This is a genomic window from Staphylococcus sp. GDY8P45P, assembly GCF_017892745.1.
GTDB lineage: Bacteria > Bacillota > Bacilli > Staphylococcales > Staphylococcaceae > Staphylococcus > Staphylococcus cohnii.
In genome coordinates this window covers 669649-688515 of record NZ_JAESLS010000004.1, presented here as the reverse complement: position 1 = coordinate 688515, position 18867 = coordinate 669649, and the positions used below count along the sequence as shown (strand labels likewise).

The window sequence follows — 18867 nt, the reverse complement described above, 5'->3', positions numbered from 1 at the left end:
TTCAGTTTTCAATGTTCATTTAAATAAATAATTGCTTTACTACTATATCATCTTTGTTTACACTTTGTCAACAAAGATTTCATTTGCTTAACAATCATTTAACATTACTTTAACAATATTAAATTATTAATATCTTTTTTTCAAGTATATTTTTTACACTTTTAAAAATTTATTTAAAATAATGTTTTGCCGTTTTGACGACTTTTATATATTATCAACTTCATAATAAAAAGTCAATAGTTTAAATATATTTTTGCAACAAACTTTTCAAGCTACTTAATCGTGCTTTCATTGGTCACAAGAAATTATTCTAACAGCAATTCAAAAAATTGCAAGAGAAAAACTGAGCAGAATTAAAAATTTCTACCCAGTTCTATAAATAATCTATTTTTTTGTTTTGTCGATGATTTGTTTTGCCATTGATTGATATATTTTACCTAGTCGATCATCCGCTTGATAAATAGAAGGTGCGAAATCTTTTGGATTCCATGATGGCTGTTCTAATGGTAATTGACCTAAAAGTTCTGTTTGCAACTCATCAGCTAACTTTTCACCGCCACCTTTACCAAACACGTATTCTTTATTACCAGTTTCTTTACTTTCAAAGTATGACATGTTTTCTATAACACCTAAAATAGAATGTTCTGTATGTTTAGCCATTGCACCTGCTCTTGCTGCAACAAAAGCTGCAGTCGGATGCGGCGTAGAAACAATAATTTCTTTACTAGATGGTAGCATTGTATGAACATCTAAAGCGACATCACCTGTACCTGGAGGTAAGTCTAAAAGAAGATAATCTAAATCTCCCCAACGTACCTCAACAAAAAAGTTAGTTAACATTTTACCTAACATAGGTCCTCTCCATATAACTGGCGCATTTTCTTCTACAAAAAATGCCATCGAAATGACTTTAACTCCATGTCTCTCAACTGGTATAATCTCTTTGCCATCCACTTCTGGCTTTTTGTCTATACCCATCATATCTGGAACACTGAAACCATATATATCAGCATCGACGAGTCCAACTTTTTTACCTTCCCTTGCTAATGAAACGGCTAAGTTTACAGCTACAGTGGATTTACCAACGCCCCCTTTACCAGATGCGATTGCTATAAATTCAACAGGATTATCCTTTGATAGTAAACCTTCTATTGTTTGCGGTTGGTCATCACTGTTACCTCTATACTGTTCAACAACATCAGACGGTAATTCCTCAAATCTTATTCCAACAGTATTCGCGCCATTTTCTTTAAGCACTTCCACAATAGCCATTTGTAAATCTAACTGTGGCTGTCCTCCTAATTGAGCCATAGCCACTTTAACACTTACATGTTCTATCTCATCTTTTGTTGTTACCTCTACGATTCCATCAGTTTCCTTTAAAGGAACATTAATAATTGGATCCTTAAGTTCTCCAACAAGTTCTTTAACTTGCTCTATCGTTAACACAAAGCGTCCCCCTCTATTATATAAATATATCCACTAATATTCTAACAAACATAACTTAATTTTGCTTAAGTAGTTTACACTTAGTATAAATATAATCTTGGTAATACAAAAGCAGTTAGCTCAACGGTCACTTAACCACCTCTTAGCACTTATATCATCAACTATTTATTCTGATTAAGATTTTTGCTATCAGGATAAAAGACTTCTTTACATATAAATAGAATACCCATAATTACAACAATCACCCAAAAATCAATATCTATATATGCATAATGAATGTGAACAATAAAATAGAATAATAACGTTGTAACAACAAATGTTATTAAATGATAAGTTATTCCTTGAAAATAGGGATTATCTGGTAATTTTTTTCTGAAATAATCCATTAAGTTCTCAATAATAAATAAAGTAAAATAACCTAATACGATATAACTGCCGTAATAAATTAAGTTATCATAAAAGCTTTTATTATAACCAAAGTATGCTAGATGAAAAAATATAAGGATACGGCTTAATCCATATAAGCCAAATCCTAAGAATGCTAAAAATATAGCGCCAGAAATGATAAATACCGAAAGCACAATAAGCGTCGTAAATAAATACTTTATATATTTCATTGCTTACTGTCCTCCCCTTCACCTAATTTATTTTCTGCTTATTTCACATTAATCCTTAATTAAAAACTGTTTCTTATTTTACCATTATAACAACATACACCCAAATACAAATAAGCAAGTATTAAAATTCACTAAACTTCAATACTTGCTTAATAATTAAAATACATATAACTTTTTGTTTTTATTCTAAGAATTGAATTTGCGATCATCTTGTTTATACAGTGTATTCCAAAGTACAAACAGTACGATTAAGATGATAAAACTGAGTAAAATCACATTGTGTATTGGTAAATGAATAAATGCGATTGTTAAACCATAAACCGTACCCATAATTGTAGAGCCGATAGAATTACCTAAACTTTTTGTTAATGTATATAATGACATCATACGCTTCATATTCTGTGGGGAAGTTTCTTCTTGAGTTATTACACTATCTTTCGTATAAACTGTTCCAAAACTAATACCAGCCAGCAATAAACTAAACGCTATAAATATTGGTGTTTTTGTACCTGCAAATATAAAAATGCCACATATTGTTAATAATGTAAAAGCAAATATATACAAGCCTTTTCTAGACATTTTTGCTTCTAACCTATTTAAGTTGAAATTTAACACTAACCAAGCAAAGGAAATTGGAAAAATAACAAACCCACTTTGTAATGGTGATAGTCCGAGTTCTTCTTGAAGATATATCGGCATATATAAATTATATCCCATCAATATCATTGCATATAAAAAATCTGTGATGAAAACAAGTATAATTGTTTTGTTAAATTCTTTAACAGGGAAAAATGGAGCCGCTACGCCCTTTTCATTTTTAATTAAGATCATACCCATAGCTATCGCTACAATAAACGAAATACAATTTAAATACCAATGACTGCTATTCATTACTGTAAACATTAAAAAGAAAACAAACAGATAAAATAACATAAGCCCTTTAATATCTAATTTATGTGAAGTTGTCGTTTGTTCATGTTCAAAATGAAATGTAAATACTACCAATAACATCGCAATGATAGCGATAGGTATATTGACAAAGAATAACCAATGCCATGTAGCAAATTCTAAAATCCCACCGCCTAGGACGGGACCTATGATACTTGATATACCCCACACACTGCCCACAATCCCCATGATTTTATATCTTAATGGAATTGCAAAAGCAAGCTTTGGAACTATTTGACTCAAAGCCATCATTATTCCTGCACCTAATCCTTGAATAAAGCGCGAGATAATTAATATACCAAATGTACTACTTATACCTGAAAAAAAGCTTCCAATCGTAAAAAAGACTAATCCTAATAGTGTTATGTATATGATTTTAGTGCGGTCCAACAACTCACCTACAATTGGATTAGCAATTACAATTGCTATAAAATAGACTGAAAATATGAGTGATATTGAACCAGTCACATTTAAATCTTCTTTTATAGTAGGCAATGCTAATGAAACGATTGATGTTTCAATTGCAGACATAAACATAATTAATATTAATGCAACAACAACACCAAATGTTTTTATATTCATAATTAATCTCCTAACACGATACTTTCATTATCAATCATTACTAAATCACTAATTGTGCCTAAGTTCAATAGGTTTGCTGCAAATTACTTCTTTTGCCCTATAAAAAGGGATTAAAAAGAAAGCGAGAATTATAATCAAATGAACCTTTTTGATTTACTTCTCGCTCCCTTATTTGAGTGCTTTTTTAATCCTATTCATTTTGTAAAATAATCATACTTTACATTTAAATGGTCCATCTATTCAATGATTACATAAAATATAAAATAGCTATAAAGTGAAAAACAGAAGCTATTAAAATAAACAAATGCCAAATCATATGAAAATAAGGTCTATCTTTTTGCGCATAGAACCACGCACCTATTGTATAGGCTATACCGCCCAATAGTATAAATAACATAAACTTCAAGCTAGTATCGAAAATAATTGTGGGTAAAAATATTATGCCAATCCATCCCATCACTAAGTACATCGTTAAGCTAAGCTTATGATTGACATGTTTAGCTAAAGATTTATAGAGTATGCCCCAAAGCGTTATACCCCATAAAACAATCATTGCTGTCCAGCCTATCCAACCACCTACTAGTACTAGACACACTGGTGTATAGGTTCCAGCAATGGCAATATAAATCATACTATGATCAATGATTCTAAGTATAAATTTATGTGAAGAATAATTAGGCATTGTATGATAGACCGTTGAAGATAGAAACATTAAAAAAATACTTATTACATAGACAGAAACACTAAAAGAGCCTAAAACACCATGTGCAAAATAACTTTGTAATGCTGCATATGGCAATGCGCATAAAGTAACAAAGGCAGCTACGCCATGTGATACTGCATTACCAATTTCTTCTCCAAAAGTTAATGGTATGATGTTTTTAAATGATTTAGTGACTTTATTGCTTTTAATCTCTAATGGTTTAGTCATTAGTGTAATCACCTTTTCTTAGATCCTATTTAAACGTTTTAAATCAGCTGTAGCGGTTTCCACACTATCTTTGCCCTCTTTGTTTTTTAATGGTGAGAACTCTTCGTCCCTCGGTACTTGTAATGTTATAAAACTATGAGCATATTGGAAGATATCAAAATAAAATAATTCAAATTTTAAAGCAGGATTTTCAATAACGCCAAAATCATCGTCCAATTGTTTAAGCTGTTTTACTGCTAAATGATATGGCAAATGATTATCTACAGCAGTGTTAATAAATTGTAGCTTAAACATATGTATACCAATGTTTGCATTATTTAATTGATTTGCAGTTTCTGCTTCCAATTCTGAGTATTCAAGCACTGTATCTTTATCCTCGTTTGTAACTAACCTTCCGACGCTTTCCCCATGCTTGGGCTGAATCGATTTCGTTGTAATATCCATACTATTTTGGAAAGTATAACCTGCAAAAAATAAATCTAGCACTTTTACCAAAACATTATCAATGTTATTTAAAAAGATATATTCAACACCATTTTCTGTCATATCTTCAAGATATCCTGCTTTTTTGAGTGATTTAAATACGCCACCATTACCATTTGGAGTTTCCAAAATAGAACTATCAACATCTAAAATAAGTTTGCCTTCTTCAGATAATGCGACGATATTATCTTGAATAAAAAAGTGTACATGTTCTTTGTCATATCCAAAATAATTTTTTTCTTCAAAAAACAACTGGGTTTGACTATCATTTATTTTACTTGTCATGATATACCAATCTACATAAACACCCGTTTTTTCTTTCAATTCTAATAATTGACGTGCTTGTAGTTCAAATAAGCTCACACCTTCAATCTCAAATGCACCCTTAGGTCCTTTGTATCCTAAACGTGTGCCTTGTCCACCTGCCATTAAAACTACTGCAAATCTACCTTTTTTAATTGCTTCTATGCCAACATCTTCAAATTGTTTAATTTCTTCATCTGAAAAATTTTCTTTTATATCGTATTTCACTTCATTTACTGAAGATATATCATCTATCATTTGTTTATTTAAATACAAATCACGATATAAATCTTGAATGTAAGCTAAATCTAATTGATCAACTTGACTAGCTAATTGTTCTTTTTCATTATTACTCATTAATTTTTCAAATTCTATTAGATGTTCTTGGTTAAACTTTGCTAACTCTTTCTTATCTAACATGTTCTCTCTCCTTTATATTCAAAATAGATAAAAATAATATCTTATATCTAATAGGAATATATAATTTCACTATATGCACTTTATATTATTACAATTATAATCACAACCATAATCACTAAAAATTTAAAAAGAGATTATTAAAAAATGATTTGAATAATACGTAAAGCGCACCTATTGAAAGCGCGCCTGCTAACGATAAGTCTACTAAGCCACCTGTTTTAAAAACTAAGGGGAATTTAATCGTTAACGGTATTGGATATAATAATTTTACACCTCTAGGTGTTAACATATCTAGTATAACATGTGAAAGCAAACCAAGGATAATTGAAACCAAATAATACTCTGGTGTTTGAATAAAATATAAAAGGATACTAATTATAGAAAGGAATAATAACGAGTGTGTAAATGTCCTATGACCAAACAGTATACGAACTAAAAAACTCAATACTTTGAAACGTCTTCCAACCTTGCTTTGCGTGTGACAAATATCAGGTAATAAGCTTGATATAACTGCAAGCGTCATAATTGTAATCGATGTAAATAAATCTGTTTGGTAATATTCTATAGTTAATGCGCCTACTAATAAACCGCATGATGTGTGTGTTTTACCTGTCATGTGCATTGCCCCTTTTCTCGGCTAAATTTTACCATAAAATTATAGAAAATGCGAACATACTTTCGTAAAATAAAATAGTATGACATAATGATTAAAAGTATCACACAATCACTTGAAAACGATTACTTTTTATTGTATGCTATAGCTATAAATAATTTAAAGGATGTGTTCGCGATATGGCAATGACAGTAAAAAAAGATAACAATGAAGTAAGAATTCAATGGAGAGTCGCTGATATTAAGATTCCAACAAGTGAAATTAAAAATGTTTCTCAAGATCAAAATATCCATGCAGTTCCAAAATTAGATAGAGAAAAAGTTTCACGTATTGGTTCTACATTTGGAAAAACAAATCGTGTTATCATTGATACTGATAATCATGAATACATTATATACACGCAAAATGATCAAAAAGTTTATAATGAAATTACAAAATAATAATCACTAAAAGTTTAATTTAATAAATCTAATTGATTATAAAAAGAAGTGAAATTCTGATAAATAGAATTTCACTTCTTTTTCAATATACAGAGTAAGTGAATATTGAACAATGGCTTTCAATCATATAAAGGTTTAGTTAAATGCTATACTAAAAATATCAATTAGAAAGTAGGTGAATAACATGTATGTTGTTACTAATAGAATAGATGTTAAGAAAGGGTTTGCTGAAAAACTAGCACCAAAATTTACACAAGGCGGAAAAATTCAAGATTTAGATGGCTTTCATCATATTGAAGTGTGGTTAATAGATGACGAAGCAGATTACGACCAAATGTATGTTAATACTTGGTGGGAAAATGAGGCAGCTTTCAACGGTTGGCTAAAAAGTGACGCTTTTAAAGAAGCGCATAGTCAAAACAATAATTCCCAACAAGATGAGCCATCTCCTATTTTAGGAAATAAAATTGTCAAAGCTACTGTTTTAACAGAACTTCACTAATCTAATTAAAAAACACACATTTACAAATATGAGAAATGACTTAAAGGTAGGTTACCTCTAAAAATTTCAAATATGAGTTCATGTGTGTTTTATTTTATTTAATTAAAATAAAGATGTGCCATTAAAGCAATAATTGGTAAAGCGATGATTGTTCTAATCAAGAAAATAACAAACAATTTAAAAATACTAACTGGTATTTTAGATCCTAATATGACGCCACCAACTTCAGATAAATAGATCAACTGCGTAATACTCAAAGCACCAATGACAAACAATGTTATGTCATTGCCCACACCTTCAATTAAAATAGAAGGCAAGAACATGTCAGCAAAACCTATTAAAACTGTTTCTGAAGCCTGTGTAGCTTCTGGAATTTGCAATAAATCTAAATAAGGTACAAAAGGTTTACCAATGATTGCAAATATTGGAGTATAAGTCGCAATGACTGTAGCTAAAGTCCCAACACTCATTACAACTGGTAATATAACGAACCACATATCTATAACAGTTTTAAATCCAGATTTAAAGAACGATTTGAATCCTGGTGCTCTAATTCCTGTTTCTGTAGCCATATCAAATCCATGTCTCAACGCAGTTTTATTTTCAGGTAACTTCTCAGTTCTCATTTCCTCAGATACTTCTTTGGAATATTCATCTTTAATCTTACTCAATGGCCATATTCTAGGTAAAATCAAGGCACATACAATACATGATACGATTACTGATAAATAAAAATAAAAGAAATGATTTTGCATATGTACTGTTTCTGCAACAACAATTGCAAATGTTAATGATACTACACTGAAAGTTGTGGCTATCACTGTCGCTTCACGTCTAGAATAAAATCCACCTTCATACTGCCTACTTGTTATTAAAACTCCAACTGTCCCATCGCCAATAAATGATGCTAAATTATCTACTGTCGAACGTCCTGGCAGCGTAAATAGAGGTCTCATGATTGGTCTGAAAATCGGTCCTAATAATTCTAATAAGCCATATTCCATTAATAAAGGTAAAAAAAGTGCCGCAAAGAAAAACACAGATACAAGCGTTGGTAATAAACTTTCGAACACTAAACCACCAGTATCAGTTGAATAAATTGCTTTTGAGCCCATTTTCAAATATGTCATCCAGACAAAAATAACGGCTAAAACCCTTAAAATAAGCCATACAAATTTTACATTAAATGCGTTATTCATTAATCCATCAGGTTTCAATTTATTTTTCAATACCGTCGAACAGATGATAGATAAAACACCTGAAATAGTAATTATTATTACAATAATCACTGGCATCGCATCACCTAATAAATCTTTTAATAGACCTGCTAAAAATGCCACTGGTAAAGTCGTTTGCTTTTCACCATCTTCAGTCACGGTTATAGGAATCAAAAATAGAATAATCCCCAAAACTGACATCAAAATGAATTTTAATCTTCCTTTGATAATTTGTGCTTTACTATAATCGTCCATTTCGTTCACCCCTTAGGTGTGTATATATTTTCATAAACACTTTAAAAAGCAACAGCAATAATTATAACCTATTTTGTATAAATATGTAAATCAAATTTTAATGTCTTTTTAATGTCATTTCTTTTTATAGCTAATAAAAGGAGTGGGACAGAAATCTAATTTTATTAAATAGATTTCGTCGTCCCACCCCGATAAGGTTGACTAGAATTGAAAAACTTAATCTAAAGCGCGTTTTCAGTTCAGTCATTTTCTGTCAATATGAAGTGAGGTTGGTACAAATGCATGTTGTCTCAGCCTCTACTTTAAATGAAAGCGCTTTCGTTTTCAATCTTTTATATATTAAATTTATAATTTTCTCAATAAAAATAGAAAATATGGTACACCAACAATTGCGACAATGACACCAACAGGAATATCAATTGGCGGATGGATGCCTCTTGCTAGACTGTCGCTTATCATTAAAATTAAAGCACCTAATAAGCCAGACATAAGCGTAATATGCTTATGTTTATGACCAACTAATTGTCTAGCTATGTGAGGTGCAATGAGACCTAAAAAGCTCAGTCCACCAACTACTGATATTGAAGCACCTGCTAGGATGACAGCTAAAAATAAAAGAATTGCTTTTACCTTTTTCACTTTTGCCCCGAGTGCAATCGCTATCTCATCTCCTAATGTCAAAATATCTAGTTGATGACAATAATAAAATATCACCGGTAACGCAACAATAAACCAAGGTAATATCACCCACACATTTGACATACTATGACCATATAAGCTACCTGTTAGCCAGACTAATGCCGTGTTAGCGTCAAGCGGGTTACGTATGAGCATATATTGTACAATTGCTGTACATATTGCACCTATCGCTAAACCAATTAATGCTAACTTAGAGCCCTTTACATTAAATCTTGATATTAATATAGTTAAAATTAAACTTATGATTAATGCGCCTGCAAATGATCCAAATGGCAATATGAATAAAGGCGCTGATGGAAATAACATGATAATTGTAACGGCAGATAAACTTGCACCTTTGGTAATACCTATCACATCAGGAGAAGCCAGAGCATTTCTTACTACGCCCTGTATCAATGCACCGGAAATAGCAAGGCTACTACCTACAATTAATGCCAAAAACATTCTTGGCGCTCTATACTCGTTAATTATAAAATTATTTTGCGTAAAAAGGCTATTTACCGCTTCAAACGGATTGATTAAAACAGCACCTATTGAAAGGGACGCAATTGACGCAATCAATAACAATACTGTAACTAACAAATAGCGAAATATGAATGGACGCCTCATAGCCTTCTCACCCCTTTTATTGTAAATGCTAAGAAATAAAAAGCACCTATAAATGACGTTACTATACCTACAGGTGATTCAAAAGGAAAGGCAATCAATCTACTTAAAACGTCAGATAATAATAATAAGTTTGCACCGATAATCATCGTTAAAGGCACCATTAATCTATAATCTGTTTTAATATAGTGTTTAACAATATGTGGCACTATCAGTCCTACAAAACCAATTGGACCTGCGATTGAAACAGAAGTACCTGCCAACACAATGACTAAGATACCAATGATCATTCTTATCAATTTAACATTTTGGCCTAATGAGGTGGCCAAATCTTCACCTAATTCCATGATTGTCAATTGTTTAGCTATGATAACTGTACAGATAAATGCAAGTATCAACCATGGCAAGATACCTAATACTTGTGTCCATGTAATCGAAGATAAAGATCCTACTAACCAAAACATCACTGTTGATGTTGCATCTTCATTTAATAAGATAATACCCTGTGTCATACTTGAAAAAAATAAATGGATTGCCATTCCGGCAAGCGCTAACTTAATTGGAGTCATCCCTCTAGTTGAGCCAGATAAAGCGTAGACAGTTAGACCACCTATAAAGGCACCTATAAAAGCTAATATCGTTGCATAAGATGACAACGATGGCACAATCATAGTAATCAATACAATCACGAAAGATGCACCTGAATTCACGCCAAATATTTGAGGAGAAGCTAAAGGATTTCTAGTCATCGCTTGCATTAACAATCCTGCTAACCCTAGCGCTGCACCTATGAATAAACCAGCTAACATTCTTGGTATTCGTACATTATGTATTAAAAAAGTTTGTTTCGTTTGTGAATGCGCAAAAAAATAATCATTAAAGTCATTGAAAGTAATATGAGATGCGCCTATACTTAAATTAAAATAAATAATGACAAAAAGCGCACACACACTCACAATAAATGTGAGTGCTGTGCGTTTGTTATTTTTCTTGTCTTCAGTTTTGGTTTGGTTAATGCTATTAGACTTAGTCATTTACCGTTCACCTTACTTTTGTTGTTTATCATTTTTTTCATCTTTTGAAATCTCTACTAACTGTTTAGCAATCTCTTCAGAAGAAATGATACCTCTTGCACGAGCCCAAGTATTTCTATCTACAATAGCAATTCTATCATTTTTAACAGCATCTAAACTTTGCCAAACTGGCTCTTCTTCTTGCTTTTTCAAGTTTGGATCAGCTTTTCCTTTGTCCACCATGATAAACATGCGTCCTGGATTAATGTCTGAAAGCACTTCTGAATTTAGTTGTAAGTATGGTCCTTTTAAATACTTAGATAGATTATCTGTTTCAGTTTTATTAAGCGCGTTGTTAAAACCTAATTCTTTTAATAATTCACCTACATATGTATTTTCTGGGTGTGCAAGCAAACCAGATTTGGCAATTACTGTAGCTAATACTGGTTGAGATTTGTCCATTGTTATTTCTTTCTTATATTTATCCATTAACTCATTATGTTCTTTTAATCTTTCTTTTCCTTTATCTTCTTCACCTGTAGCTTTAGCAATTGTTTTAAATGCCTCTAAGTTGTCTTTATAATCACTATCAAAGCTTGGTAACATTATCGTAGGGGCAATTTTTTCTAAATCTTTTTGTATGCCTTTATGTCTATTACTATCTGCGATAATTAAATCTGGTTTCTGATTACTAATTTCTTCCAGGTTTGGTTGTTTACGTGCACCCACTGATTGATAATCACCTATTTTTTCACGAATCGGTGCTAAAATTCTATCTTTTTTACCATCATCAGCGACACCAACCGGTTTAATATCCAATGCCGCTAATGCATCAACAAATGAAAACTCAAGTGCAACTACACGTTTAGGTTTTTTATCAATGTTAGTTGTTCCTCCATCATGCTTAATCGTTGTGCCGTTTTTACTTTTGTCGTCATTTTTAGATTGGTCAGAACCATTATCACTAACTTTACCACAAGCCGCTAACAGGATAAGCGTTAATGTGATTAATAATAGACCCATCCATTTAGATCTCTGCTTCATCGTTTTCACTCCTTAGATATGTATCATTACACATCTAATTTTATTGATAACGATTCTCAATGTCAATAATTTTTTTATTAAAATTTGATAAAAATCAAATTTTATTCAATATTCTCATATTTTTGATATAACACATTTTTTCAATAACATCATCACTCTGATAATCTTTAGCTAAATTAGGTACAAACATACTTTGTGCTAAAGCTTTGTAACCTAAACTGAACTGTATTTTATCTCCGATACGGTAATGATCATTATTTAATAAATTTATCATAAGGTGGTCACTCGTCGCACCCAAAACTTTCACTTGATGATGTAATGGTTTAATGTCATTAACGTCTGTGTCTAAATTTCCTATATCTACAATTGCTTGTAAATAGTGTTGTCCATCATTCATGTTAATACGTGGTTTGATTTCAACAATTTCTGTTTCTAAAATGATGGCATTTTGATATAAAGTAGCAAATGAATTATTTGTAGTCGTTTCAATTCCTCTAAACAAAGTTTCTCCAACTCTTAATTCATTAATTTTTCCTAAATCGTTATAAAGCATTTGTAATAGCATACTAGAATTGCCACCTGAGATTATTTCAAATTTCATATGTGTTTCTTTCTCGATTGAAGTTATAAACTGATTGATCATCTCAACATCCTCTTCGGTTGGTGCAATAGCATTAAAACACATAAAATTAAAAGCCAATCCTTTGAGGCAAATATGATGCATGTTAATAATTTCTCTAATATAGGCAATTACATCGTAAGTCAGCACACCTTCTCTAGCATCTTTCCAATCAACCATTAATAATATTTTATGTTTCACATTATAATTACTTGCGATTTCATTGATTTGTCGTATTGTTTCTAATTCAGTTTGGATGCTCATGTCAACGTGGCGTACTACATTTTCTAATTCATCATGGTTACTATTTCTAATTAATGTATAAGATATGGCTTCATCTGTACTTTTTAGAATATTGCTGATCCTTGCGTCTGCAACATGTGTAATGCCAATACTTTTCAACGTTTCAACGATTGTTTTATCACCCGCTACACATTTAATCACAGGTGTAAAAGCAATGTGATGTTGTTTTAAAAGTGTGTTTAATGTCATGGCGTTGTATTTAATTTTAGAAAGATTTATGTTGATTTTTGCCATAATTACACCTCATTACTTAAAGGATTATCTAAATCTACAGTTAAATAATTTTTAACCTTACCTTCCATTCGCATACGTAGCAATGCTTTCACATTTATTTTAGCTCCAAATAAGGTTTGTCGTAGTATGTGTGCATGTGCTTTTTTAGAATCAATGGATTGTTCAACTGCTTCGCGTACAAGGTCAAATAGTTCGTCTGCTTCAATACCATCATATTGCGTAAAATGATGTATTAGTTCTGAAATTTGATTTTGAATGACAGCATGTTGAAATTTTGCAATGACCGCTTCAATATTCTCGACGATTAAACTTTTATTAGTAACATTAATGTTAGGTAATTGAGCTTTTAACGTATCTAAGTCAATTCTTGAACCTCCTAAATCTCTGATCATAAACTTCATTTTAAAATCGTGGTTCAAATTAACAATTGTGTTTTGCATGTGCGCTTCTAATGCAACACCGTAATCTTGGATATAGGCTATTAATGGTTTTATAAGTGTTAATGCATAATTACTAATAAATTTTTTAATTGTCTCTTTGGTTAACTTTAGACCAAGCCATTCTATATAACTATCGACAATGATTTGATTATCTACAGGATTTCTATTGACCAAACTTCCAGTTACTATCGTGAGACCAGTGTTTGAAATTTGTGGCTGATAGCGCACAATACAAGCTAATTGGCGTGCGATATCTTCATCTGTATCAGCATATATACCATAGGGCTCCAACGCGACCTTTAATTGAGGATACACATCCATCATATCTTGCAGCTCATAACTTAATTTAGGACCGTCAACGGTTGTTACTGCTGAAACGGTTCTCACTGCACTTGTCGCCTGAACATTTATTGGTAATTTGACATGAAATGGTTTATTGAGTAGCTCCATTGTTCTAAAAGACAGTGTTGCTTTGGATTCTAAGTCAAACGGTGTCGCTACAAGACGTTGTGTTTCTATCCAATGTCCAAATTGTTGTGGAATAACATTTTCATATTGCCATGGATGTACAAATATAATTCGATAATCTGCTAAATCTAAATCATGTGAATCTAGAAATGCTTTTATTTTAACTTTATATTCAGGAATGACTTGATTGATGATATATTGTTCATCGTCTTCCATCGCAGTTGCTATACAAAATTGTTTATGGATAAGCATGATTTTCAATGGAATAATTTTTTCAAATTCAGGCGCATATAATTTAACTTCTTCATTCGTTAAGGGTAACTTTGTTTTAGTTAAAGGGTGCGTTGGATGCCCCTCCACTACAAGACTTTCAGAATAAATTAAATCATTAACGTCATTATCTTCTTTCATATGTTGGAGCCATGTAAAAAAGTTGATCGTAATTGGCATTCTTGAAAAATTCAAACTATCACGAATGTTGGATTGTCTATTATTAAAATGTTCATAACTCATCGCTAGTCCTTCTCGGCTTGATTGTAACTCTGCTGTTAGTCTAGTACTAATAGGGATATCAAATTGATTTGTTAATAATTCAAGCAATTGTTCCAAAGATTCAATATTAAAACTTGCGTCACCTTTAATATAACGTATCTCACCTTCAAAGACATAACGCATTAAAGGACTCTTTCTTATATAGTTAACATTTAATGCTTGTCCTTTGTATTGAAGTTCTAGGCATTTATCAAAAGACTTAAAGAACATTTGCTCAGGAAAAATATGTTCTTTAAGAATTGCATTAAACATGCGGTGTTGAATATTTAAATCTGCTAATTTCCATATATGATGCATCATACAACATTGCCTCCATTTGTTCTTTGTCTGTTAATCGTGCCAAATATTAATGCAATCGTTAAGGTACTTAATCCCATAATAATGAAGGTTTCTATAATACCTATGTACTCAGTTAAAAAACTCATGATCATGGCACCTAGGGGAATCATCCCTCTATCCATCATTACAACACTTAGTATTTTCCCTCGATGTTCTGATTTAACACGATGTTGAAAATAAATCCTATTAGTGGTACGCATCCATTGACTGAACAGACCAATTAAGAAAACTGAAATAAAAAAAACAACAATATTCTGGCTAATACTACCTAATAAAGAAACGCCAAATAATATCGAACTATAATAATACATCTTCACCATAGAGATGTTTTCTAGTAAATTAGGTAAAATCATCGTCGCAATAATACCACCTATTGCACAACATGTCATTGCTGTCCCAAACATCGTTACTTGTTCAGGGAACGTCTTATCTGTTAAAACTGGTAATAATGAAGTATATGTAAAACCACTAGCCATTATAAATAAAGATGTTACAAATATCCTAGTGCCAACACTATTATCTTTAAAGTATTCAAACACAAATTTAATACTCATTTGTGTTTGTGCTTCATTATCTCTCGGTTGTTCAATCTTGAGAGGCAAGCACAGCATTAAAGATATTAAGTAACATACCGCTTGTATAATGAAACTTATTTCTGCGTTATAACTCGCCATTACTAAACCTGCTATAGCAGGACCTATAGATCTACAAATATTAATAATAAATGAATGGTACGAAACAACCTGTGTTGTTGTTAAACGTTTCGTCAAATCTGGTAGTACAGATTGACGAACTGGCGTTTCTATTGCACTCATAATACCTCTACCCAATGAATATAATAAAAATACTACAATCGGTATATCCCATTCTTGAAAGATTAAGACACACAATAAAGTGGTAAGTAAGAAAGAAGAAGAGATAGTTATTTTCAATAATTTCCCCCTATTACATCGATCTGCTAATGCACCAGCCCATACACTTATGAGTAAAATAGGTACAAGACGGAAAAAATTAATGAGTCCAAGATGAATTGCGTTATGATATAACGTATACACATACCAATTTAAAGTGATATGTCCAATCCAATTTCCTAAAAATAATAGGAACGAACTTGGGAAAAAATACTTTGCCATAATTTCACCTGACTTTTTAATTGATAATAATTATCATTATCGATATTATGGATTATACAAATATCTTATACTTTTGTAAAATAATTTTTAGAGGTGCTTTATGAATTCAAAAAGTATTAACAACAATTTTTTAAATAATATTAACAATGACGAACAACATGCATTTGATTATTTATCATCAATCAATGAACAATGGGCAAAATTGTTCCTAAATATGCTTTTAGAAAGTCGAGATAAAATATCTCAAAGATTAATTTCTTCATTACATAGGGAAAATTTAGTAGAAAGTCGGAGCCACAGTAAGGTTATTTCTAATCAAGATTTGAACATTGAACACTTACCAGCAAACAGTAAATTGTTATCCATTGCGTTTCCTAAACTTAATAAGACACTATATGCAACTATAACAGGAGAACATGCATTTGATCGCTTAGATGTTCAAGGGCCATTTTATATTGAACACAATGGCAGTTACAATAGGGTACAACATCCAAATGAAATATTAAACATTATTTTAACAATATCGCCAGAACTTGATAATGAAGCTAGCACTCAATTTTATGAAGATTTGAACAATATTGTCACAAATATGGCAATTGCATTAAGCTATCAAGCATACACATTAGAAAACAATAAAAAAAGTTTATATGATTTAATTATAAATTCAGAGGATAGTTATTTGAGTTCTGAACAGTTTGTTATTGAAGGACACCCAATTCATCCGGGAGCTAAATTACGAAAAGGAATGACACCAGAAACTGTAATTAATTATTCAGCGGAATTTGGTAATGCCATATCCTTACAATTTATTTTAATACATAAATCAATAGCAAAAGCTCAAACTTATATTGAAGAAGAAAATGATTTACTTTTTAGAATGTTTGAAGGGTTAGAAGCAGCTGTTATGAATCATGTTGGTCGTGATCAAATTAATCAATATTACGTAATGGTCGTGCATCCATGGCAATACGACCATATATTATTACAGGAGTACAAAGTAGAATTAAATACCAAGAAAGTGATACCAATTGATTATCAACAATCATATTACGCAGGACTATCATTTAGAACATTAATGCCCAAATATCCTGAAAAATTACCTCATATTAAGTTATCAACTAATGTTCATATTACTGGTGAGATAAGAACATTATCTGAACAAACTACAATAAATGGGCCACAGGTAACACGTATCCTTAATGATATTAAACAAAATGATTCATTGTTTAAGCATATAAACGCTGATACAATTGATGAGCTTGCCGGTATTCATTTTTATAACTCATTGGATGAGACAACTATCAGAACAAAAAGAAGTGAACAACTAGGTACATTATTTAGAACCAATATTTATCAATTGATCAAAAATGATACTACACCCATCATTCCTTCAGCATTAGTTACTTCAACTATATATAATGATGAACCATTAATTGTCTCGTTAATTAAAAAATATAAAGAAAAAAATAAACTTCCGACCTTTGAAATAGCTGCTTTATCTTGGATACAACAATACAGCCAAGCCTTAATAGATATCACGATTCCTCTATATGTGAAATACGGAATCGCCCTTGAAGCGCATCTACAAAATTCAATCGCTACATTTACCGAAGATGGGCTTTTAGATACACTTTATATACGTGATTTTGAAGGGCTACGTATAGATCAAATGCACTTAAATAAGATGGGCTATAGTACTGCAAAATTTCATGAAAAATCTTTAATTTTATCTGACCAACCTCAAACAGTATTCAATAAAGTTTTTTACTCAAGTATTCAAAATCATCTCGGTGAATTAATTGTCAGTATTACAAAATCAAGTGAGCACTCTAATTTTGAAACTCAACTTTGGCAATTGATCCGTGATATTTTAATTGCTAAATTAAAAGTTATTGCAAATGATATAGATGACCAACAACGCGTAGAAAATATTAAATCAATTCTATTGGCACCAAAAATAGATTATAAATGTGTTACAACGATGCGCCTCACAGATGAAGCGGATTATTATACTTATATCAAGGTTAGCAATCCATTATATCAGGAATAAAAATACGCTATATGAACGTACAAAAAAACTACCGGTAAAGTAATTACTTTACCGGTAGTTTTGTATTAAGCATTATTGTAAGCCTTTATTTTCGTTGTTTGAATCTTGGCTTTTTTCATTTTTTTGTGACCATTCTTTTCTAGTCATCACGTCTTCAACACGCATATTCACTTCTACAACTTCAAGACCAGTAATATATTTAACTTGTTCTTTTACTAAGTCTGTCACTTTGCGGAAGATTTTAGGTGCAGATTCACCATATTCTAAAATAACTTTTAAATCAACTGCCGCTTGTTTTTCGCCTACTTCAACGCTAACACCTTGTGTTACGTTGTTACTGCTACCAAATGAACTAGAAATGTTATCAACGAAGCCGCCTTTCATTTCTAAAATACCATTTACTTCGCGTGCAGCAATACCAGCAATTTTTTCAATAACTTCGTCTGAGAAAGTTAACTTATTAGTGAATTCTGGTTCTTGTTGCTGTTGTTGTTGCTGTTGTTGCTGTTCTTGCTCTTTTTCTTTTACTCCAGTTTGATTATCATATGCTTGTTTTGCTTTATTATTATCTACTGCCATAATTAATTCTCCTTTTTTATATAAGATT

17 protein-coding genes are annotated in these 18867 nt (G+C 31.4%); 3 read left to right on the top strand and 14 right to left on the bottom strand.

Annotation, left to right across the window (positions count from 1 at the left end; genetic code table 11):
* Window positions 1–384 precede the first annotated feature (384 nt).
* The 6 genes from KA873_RS03535 to KA873_RS03510 form a co-directional block, all read right to left on the bottom strand.
* Window positions 385–1449, bottom strand: a complete 1065-nt coding sequence (locus tag KA873_RS03535; protein ID WP_107385224.1) for an Mrp/NBP35 family ATP-binding protein — start codon at window positions 1447–1449, stop codon at window positions 385–387.
* Window positions 1450–1610: 161 nt separating this feature from the next.
* On the bottom strand, window positions 1611–2066 hold the full coding sequence (locus KA873_RS03530; RefSeq protein WP_107385225.1) for a SepA family multidrug efflux transporter: 456 nt from the start codon (window positions 2064–2066) through the stop codon (window positions 1611–1613).
* 186 nt (window positions 2067–2252) lie between these two features.
* The gene (sdrM, locus tag KA873_RS03525; protein ID WP_107505110.1) at window positions 2253–3596 is read right to left on the bottom strand and encodes a multidrug efflux MFS transporter SdrM; all 1344 of its coding nucleotides are present in this window, start codon (window positions 3594–3596) and stop codon (window positions 2253–2255) included.
* 247 nt (window positions 3597–3843) lie between these two features.
* Entirely contained in the window at window positions 3844–4527 is a 684-nt protein-coding gene (trhA, locus tag KA873_RS03520; protein ID WP_107385227.1) for a PAQR family membrane homeostasis protein TrhA, read from the bottom strand.
* Window positions 4528–4545: 18 nt separating this feature from the next.
* Window positions 4546–5733, bottom strand: a complete 1188-nt coding sequence (locus KA873_RS03515; protein WP_107385228.1) for a UTP--glucose-1-phosphate uridylyltransferase — start codon at window positions 5731–5733, stop codon at window positions 4546–4548.
* A gap of 115 nt (window positions 5734–5848) precedes the next feature.
* Complete coding sequence (locus KA873_RS03510) at window positions 5849–6349, bottom strand: metal-dependent hydrolase (protein WP_107386485.1); 501 nt, start codon at window positions 6347–6349, stop codon at window positions 5849–5851.
* A gap of 176 nt (window positions 6350–6525) precedes the next feature.
* Here KA873_RS03510 and KA873_RS03505 point away from each other — a divergent pair, with 176 nt between their 5' ends.
* Together KA873_RS03505 and KA873_RS03500 are read left to right on the top strand one after the other, a co-directional pair.
* On the top strand, window positions 6526–6786 hold the full coding sequence (locus tag KA873_RS03505) for a SunI/YnzG family protein (RefSeq protein WP_107385334.1): 261 nt from the start codon (window positions 6526–6528) through the stop codon (window positions 6784–6786).
* A 184-nt stretch (window positions 6787–6970) separates the two neighbouring features.
* Complete coding sequence (locus tag KA873_RS03500) at window positions 6971–7288, top strand: heme oxygenase (RefSeq protein WP_107385333.1); 318 nt, start codon at window positions 6971–6973, stop codon at window positions 7286–7288.
* Window positions 7289–7386: 98 nt separating this feature from the next.
* Here the strand turns inward: KA873_RS03500 and KA873_RS03495 are convergent, their stop codons facing one another.
* From KA873_RS03495 to KA873_RS03465, 7 genes are all read right to left on the bottom strand, one after another.
* A complete protein-coding gene (locus tag KA873_RS03495; RefSeq protein WP_107505111.1) occupies window positions 7387–8760 on the bottom strand; it encodes a YjiH family protein in 1374 nt (457 codons plus the stop codon).
* 345 nt (window positions 8761–9105) lie between these two features.
* Window positions 9106–10068 carry a FecCD family ABC transporter permease gene (locus KA873_RS03490; RefSeq protein WP_107386484.1) on the bottom strand — a complete coding sequence of 321 codons (963 nt, stop codon included), beginning with the start codon at window positions 10066–10068 and terminating at the stop codon, window positions 9106–9108.
* Window positions 10065–11099, bottom strand: a complete 1035-nt coding sequence (locus KA873_RS03485; protein ID WP_107383885.1) for a FecCD family ABC transporter permease — start codon at window positions 11097–11099, stop codon at window positions 10065–10067. The genes KA873_RS03490 and KA873_RS03485 overlap by 4 nt, the downstream gene beginning before the upstream one ends.
* Window positions 11100–11111: 12 nt before the next feature.
* Window positions 11112–12122, bottom strand: coding sequence for an ABC transporter substrate-binding protein (locus KA873_RS03480; protein WP_107505112.1), 1011 nt, complete (start codon window positions 12120–12122; stop codon window positions 11112–11114).
* 94 nt (window positions 12123–12216) lie between these two features.
* Entirely contained in the window at window positions 12217–13278 is a 1062-nt protein-coding gene (locus KA873_RS03475) for an alanine racemase (RefSeq protein WP_107505113.1), read from the bottom strand.
* 2 nt (window positions 13279–13280) lie between these two features.
* On the bottom strand, window positions 13281–15038 hold the full coding sequence (locus KA873_RS03470; RefSeq protein WP_107383888.1) for an IucA/IucC family protein: 1758 nt from the start codon (window positions 15036–15038) through the stop codon (window positions 13281–13283).
* A complete protein-coding gene (locus tag KA873_RS03465; protein ID WP_107383889.1) occupies window positions 15035–16210 on the bottom strand; it encodes an MFS transporter in 1176 nt (391 codons plus the stop codon). Before KA873_RS03465 ends, KA873_RS03470 begins: the two co-directional genes overlap by 4 nt.
* 100 nt (window positions 16211–16310) lie before the next feature.
* On the opposite strand from KA873_RS03465, the gene KA873_RS03460 reads away from it, so the two are divergent.
* Complete coding sequence (locus KA873_RS03460) at window positions 16311–18260, top strand: IucA/IucC family protein (protein WP_210140158.1); 1950 nt, start codon at window positions 16311–16313, stop codon at window positions 18258–18260.
* Between the two features lie 72 nt (window positions 18261–18332).
* Here KA873_RS03460 and KA873_RS03455 read toward each other — a convergent pair whose 3' ends face one another.
* Window positions 18333–18839 carry an Asp23/Gls24 family envelope stress response protein gene (locus tag KA873_RS03455; RefSeq protein WP_107383891.1) on the bottom strand — a complete coding sequence of 169 codons (507 nt, stop codon included), beginning with the start codon at window positions 18837–18839 and terminating at the stop codon, window positions 18333–18335.
* Between the last annotated feature and the right edge of the window lie 28 nt (window positions 18840–18867).

Bases quoted from the DNA above. Each gene is read 5' to 3' on its own strand.
- KA873_RS03515 (WP_107385228.1), bottom strand. From the start codon at position 5,733: ATGTTAGATAAGAAAGAGTTAGCAAAGTTTAACCAAGAACATCTAATA.
- KA873_RS03460 (WP_210140158.1), top strand. From the start codon at position 16,311: ATGAATTCAAAAAGTATTAACAACAATTTTTTAAATAATATTAACAAT.
- KA873_RS03470 (WP_107383888.1), bottom strand. From the start codon at position 15,038: ATGATGCATCATATATGGAAATTAGCAGATTTAAATATTCAACACCGC.
- KA873_RS03495 (WP_107505111.1), bottom strand. From the start codon at position 8,760: ATGGACGATTATAGTAAAGCACAAATTATCAAAGGAAGATTAAAATTC.
- KA873_RS03505 (WP_107385334.1), top strand. From the start codon at position 6,526: ATGGCAATGACAGTAAAAAAAGATAACAATGAAGTAAGAATTCAATGG.
- KA873_RS03475 (WP_107505113.1), bottom strand. From the start codon at position 13,278: ATGGCAAAAATCAACATAAATCTTTCTAAAATTAAATACAACGCCATG.
- KA873_RS03500 (WP_107385333.1), top strand. From the start codon at position 6,971: ATGTATGTTGTTACTAATAGAATAGATGTTAAGAAAGGGTTTGCTGAA.
- KA873_RS03530 (WP_107385225.1), bottom strand. From the start codon at position 2,066: ATGAAATATATAAAGTATTTATTTACGACGCTTATTGTGCTTTCGGTA.
- KA873_RS03485 (WP_107383885.1), bottom strand. From the start codon at position 11,099: ATGACTAAGTCTAATAGCATTAACCAAACCAAAACTGAAGACAAGAAA.
- KA873_RS03455 (WP_107383891.1), bottom strand. From the start codon at position 18,839: ATGGCAGTAGATAATAATAAAGCAAAACAAGCATATGATAATCAAACT.
- KA873_RS03510 (WP_107386485.1), bottom strand. From the start codon at position 6,349: ATGACAGGTAAAACACACACATCATGCGGTTTATTAGTAGGCGCATTA.
- sdrM (WP_107505110.1), bottom strand. From the start codon at position 3,596: ATGAATATAAAAACATTTGGTGTTGTTGTTGCATTAATATTAATTATG.
- KA873_RS03490 (WP_107386484.1), bottom strand. From the start codon at position 10,068: ATGAGGCGTCCATTCATATTTCGCTATTTGTTAGTTACAGTATTGTTA.
- KA873_RS03465 (WP_107383889.1), bottom strand. From the start codon at position 16,210: ATGGCAAAGTATTTTTTCCCAAGTTCGTTCCTATTATTTTTAGGAAAT.
- KA873_RS03480 (WP_107505112.1), bottom strand. From the start codon at position 12,122: ATGAAGCAGAGATCTAAATGGATGGGTCTATTATTAATCACATTAACG.
- trhA (WP_107385227.1), bottom strand. From the start codon at position 4,527: ATGACTAAACCATTAGAGATTAAAAGCAATAAAGTCACTAAATCATTT.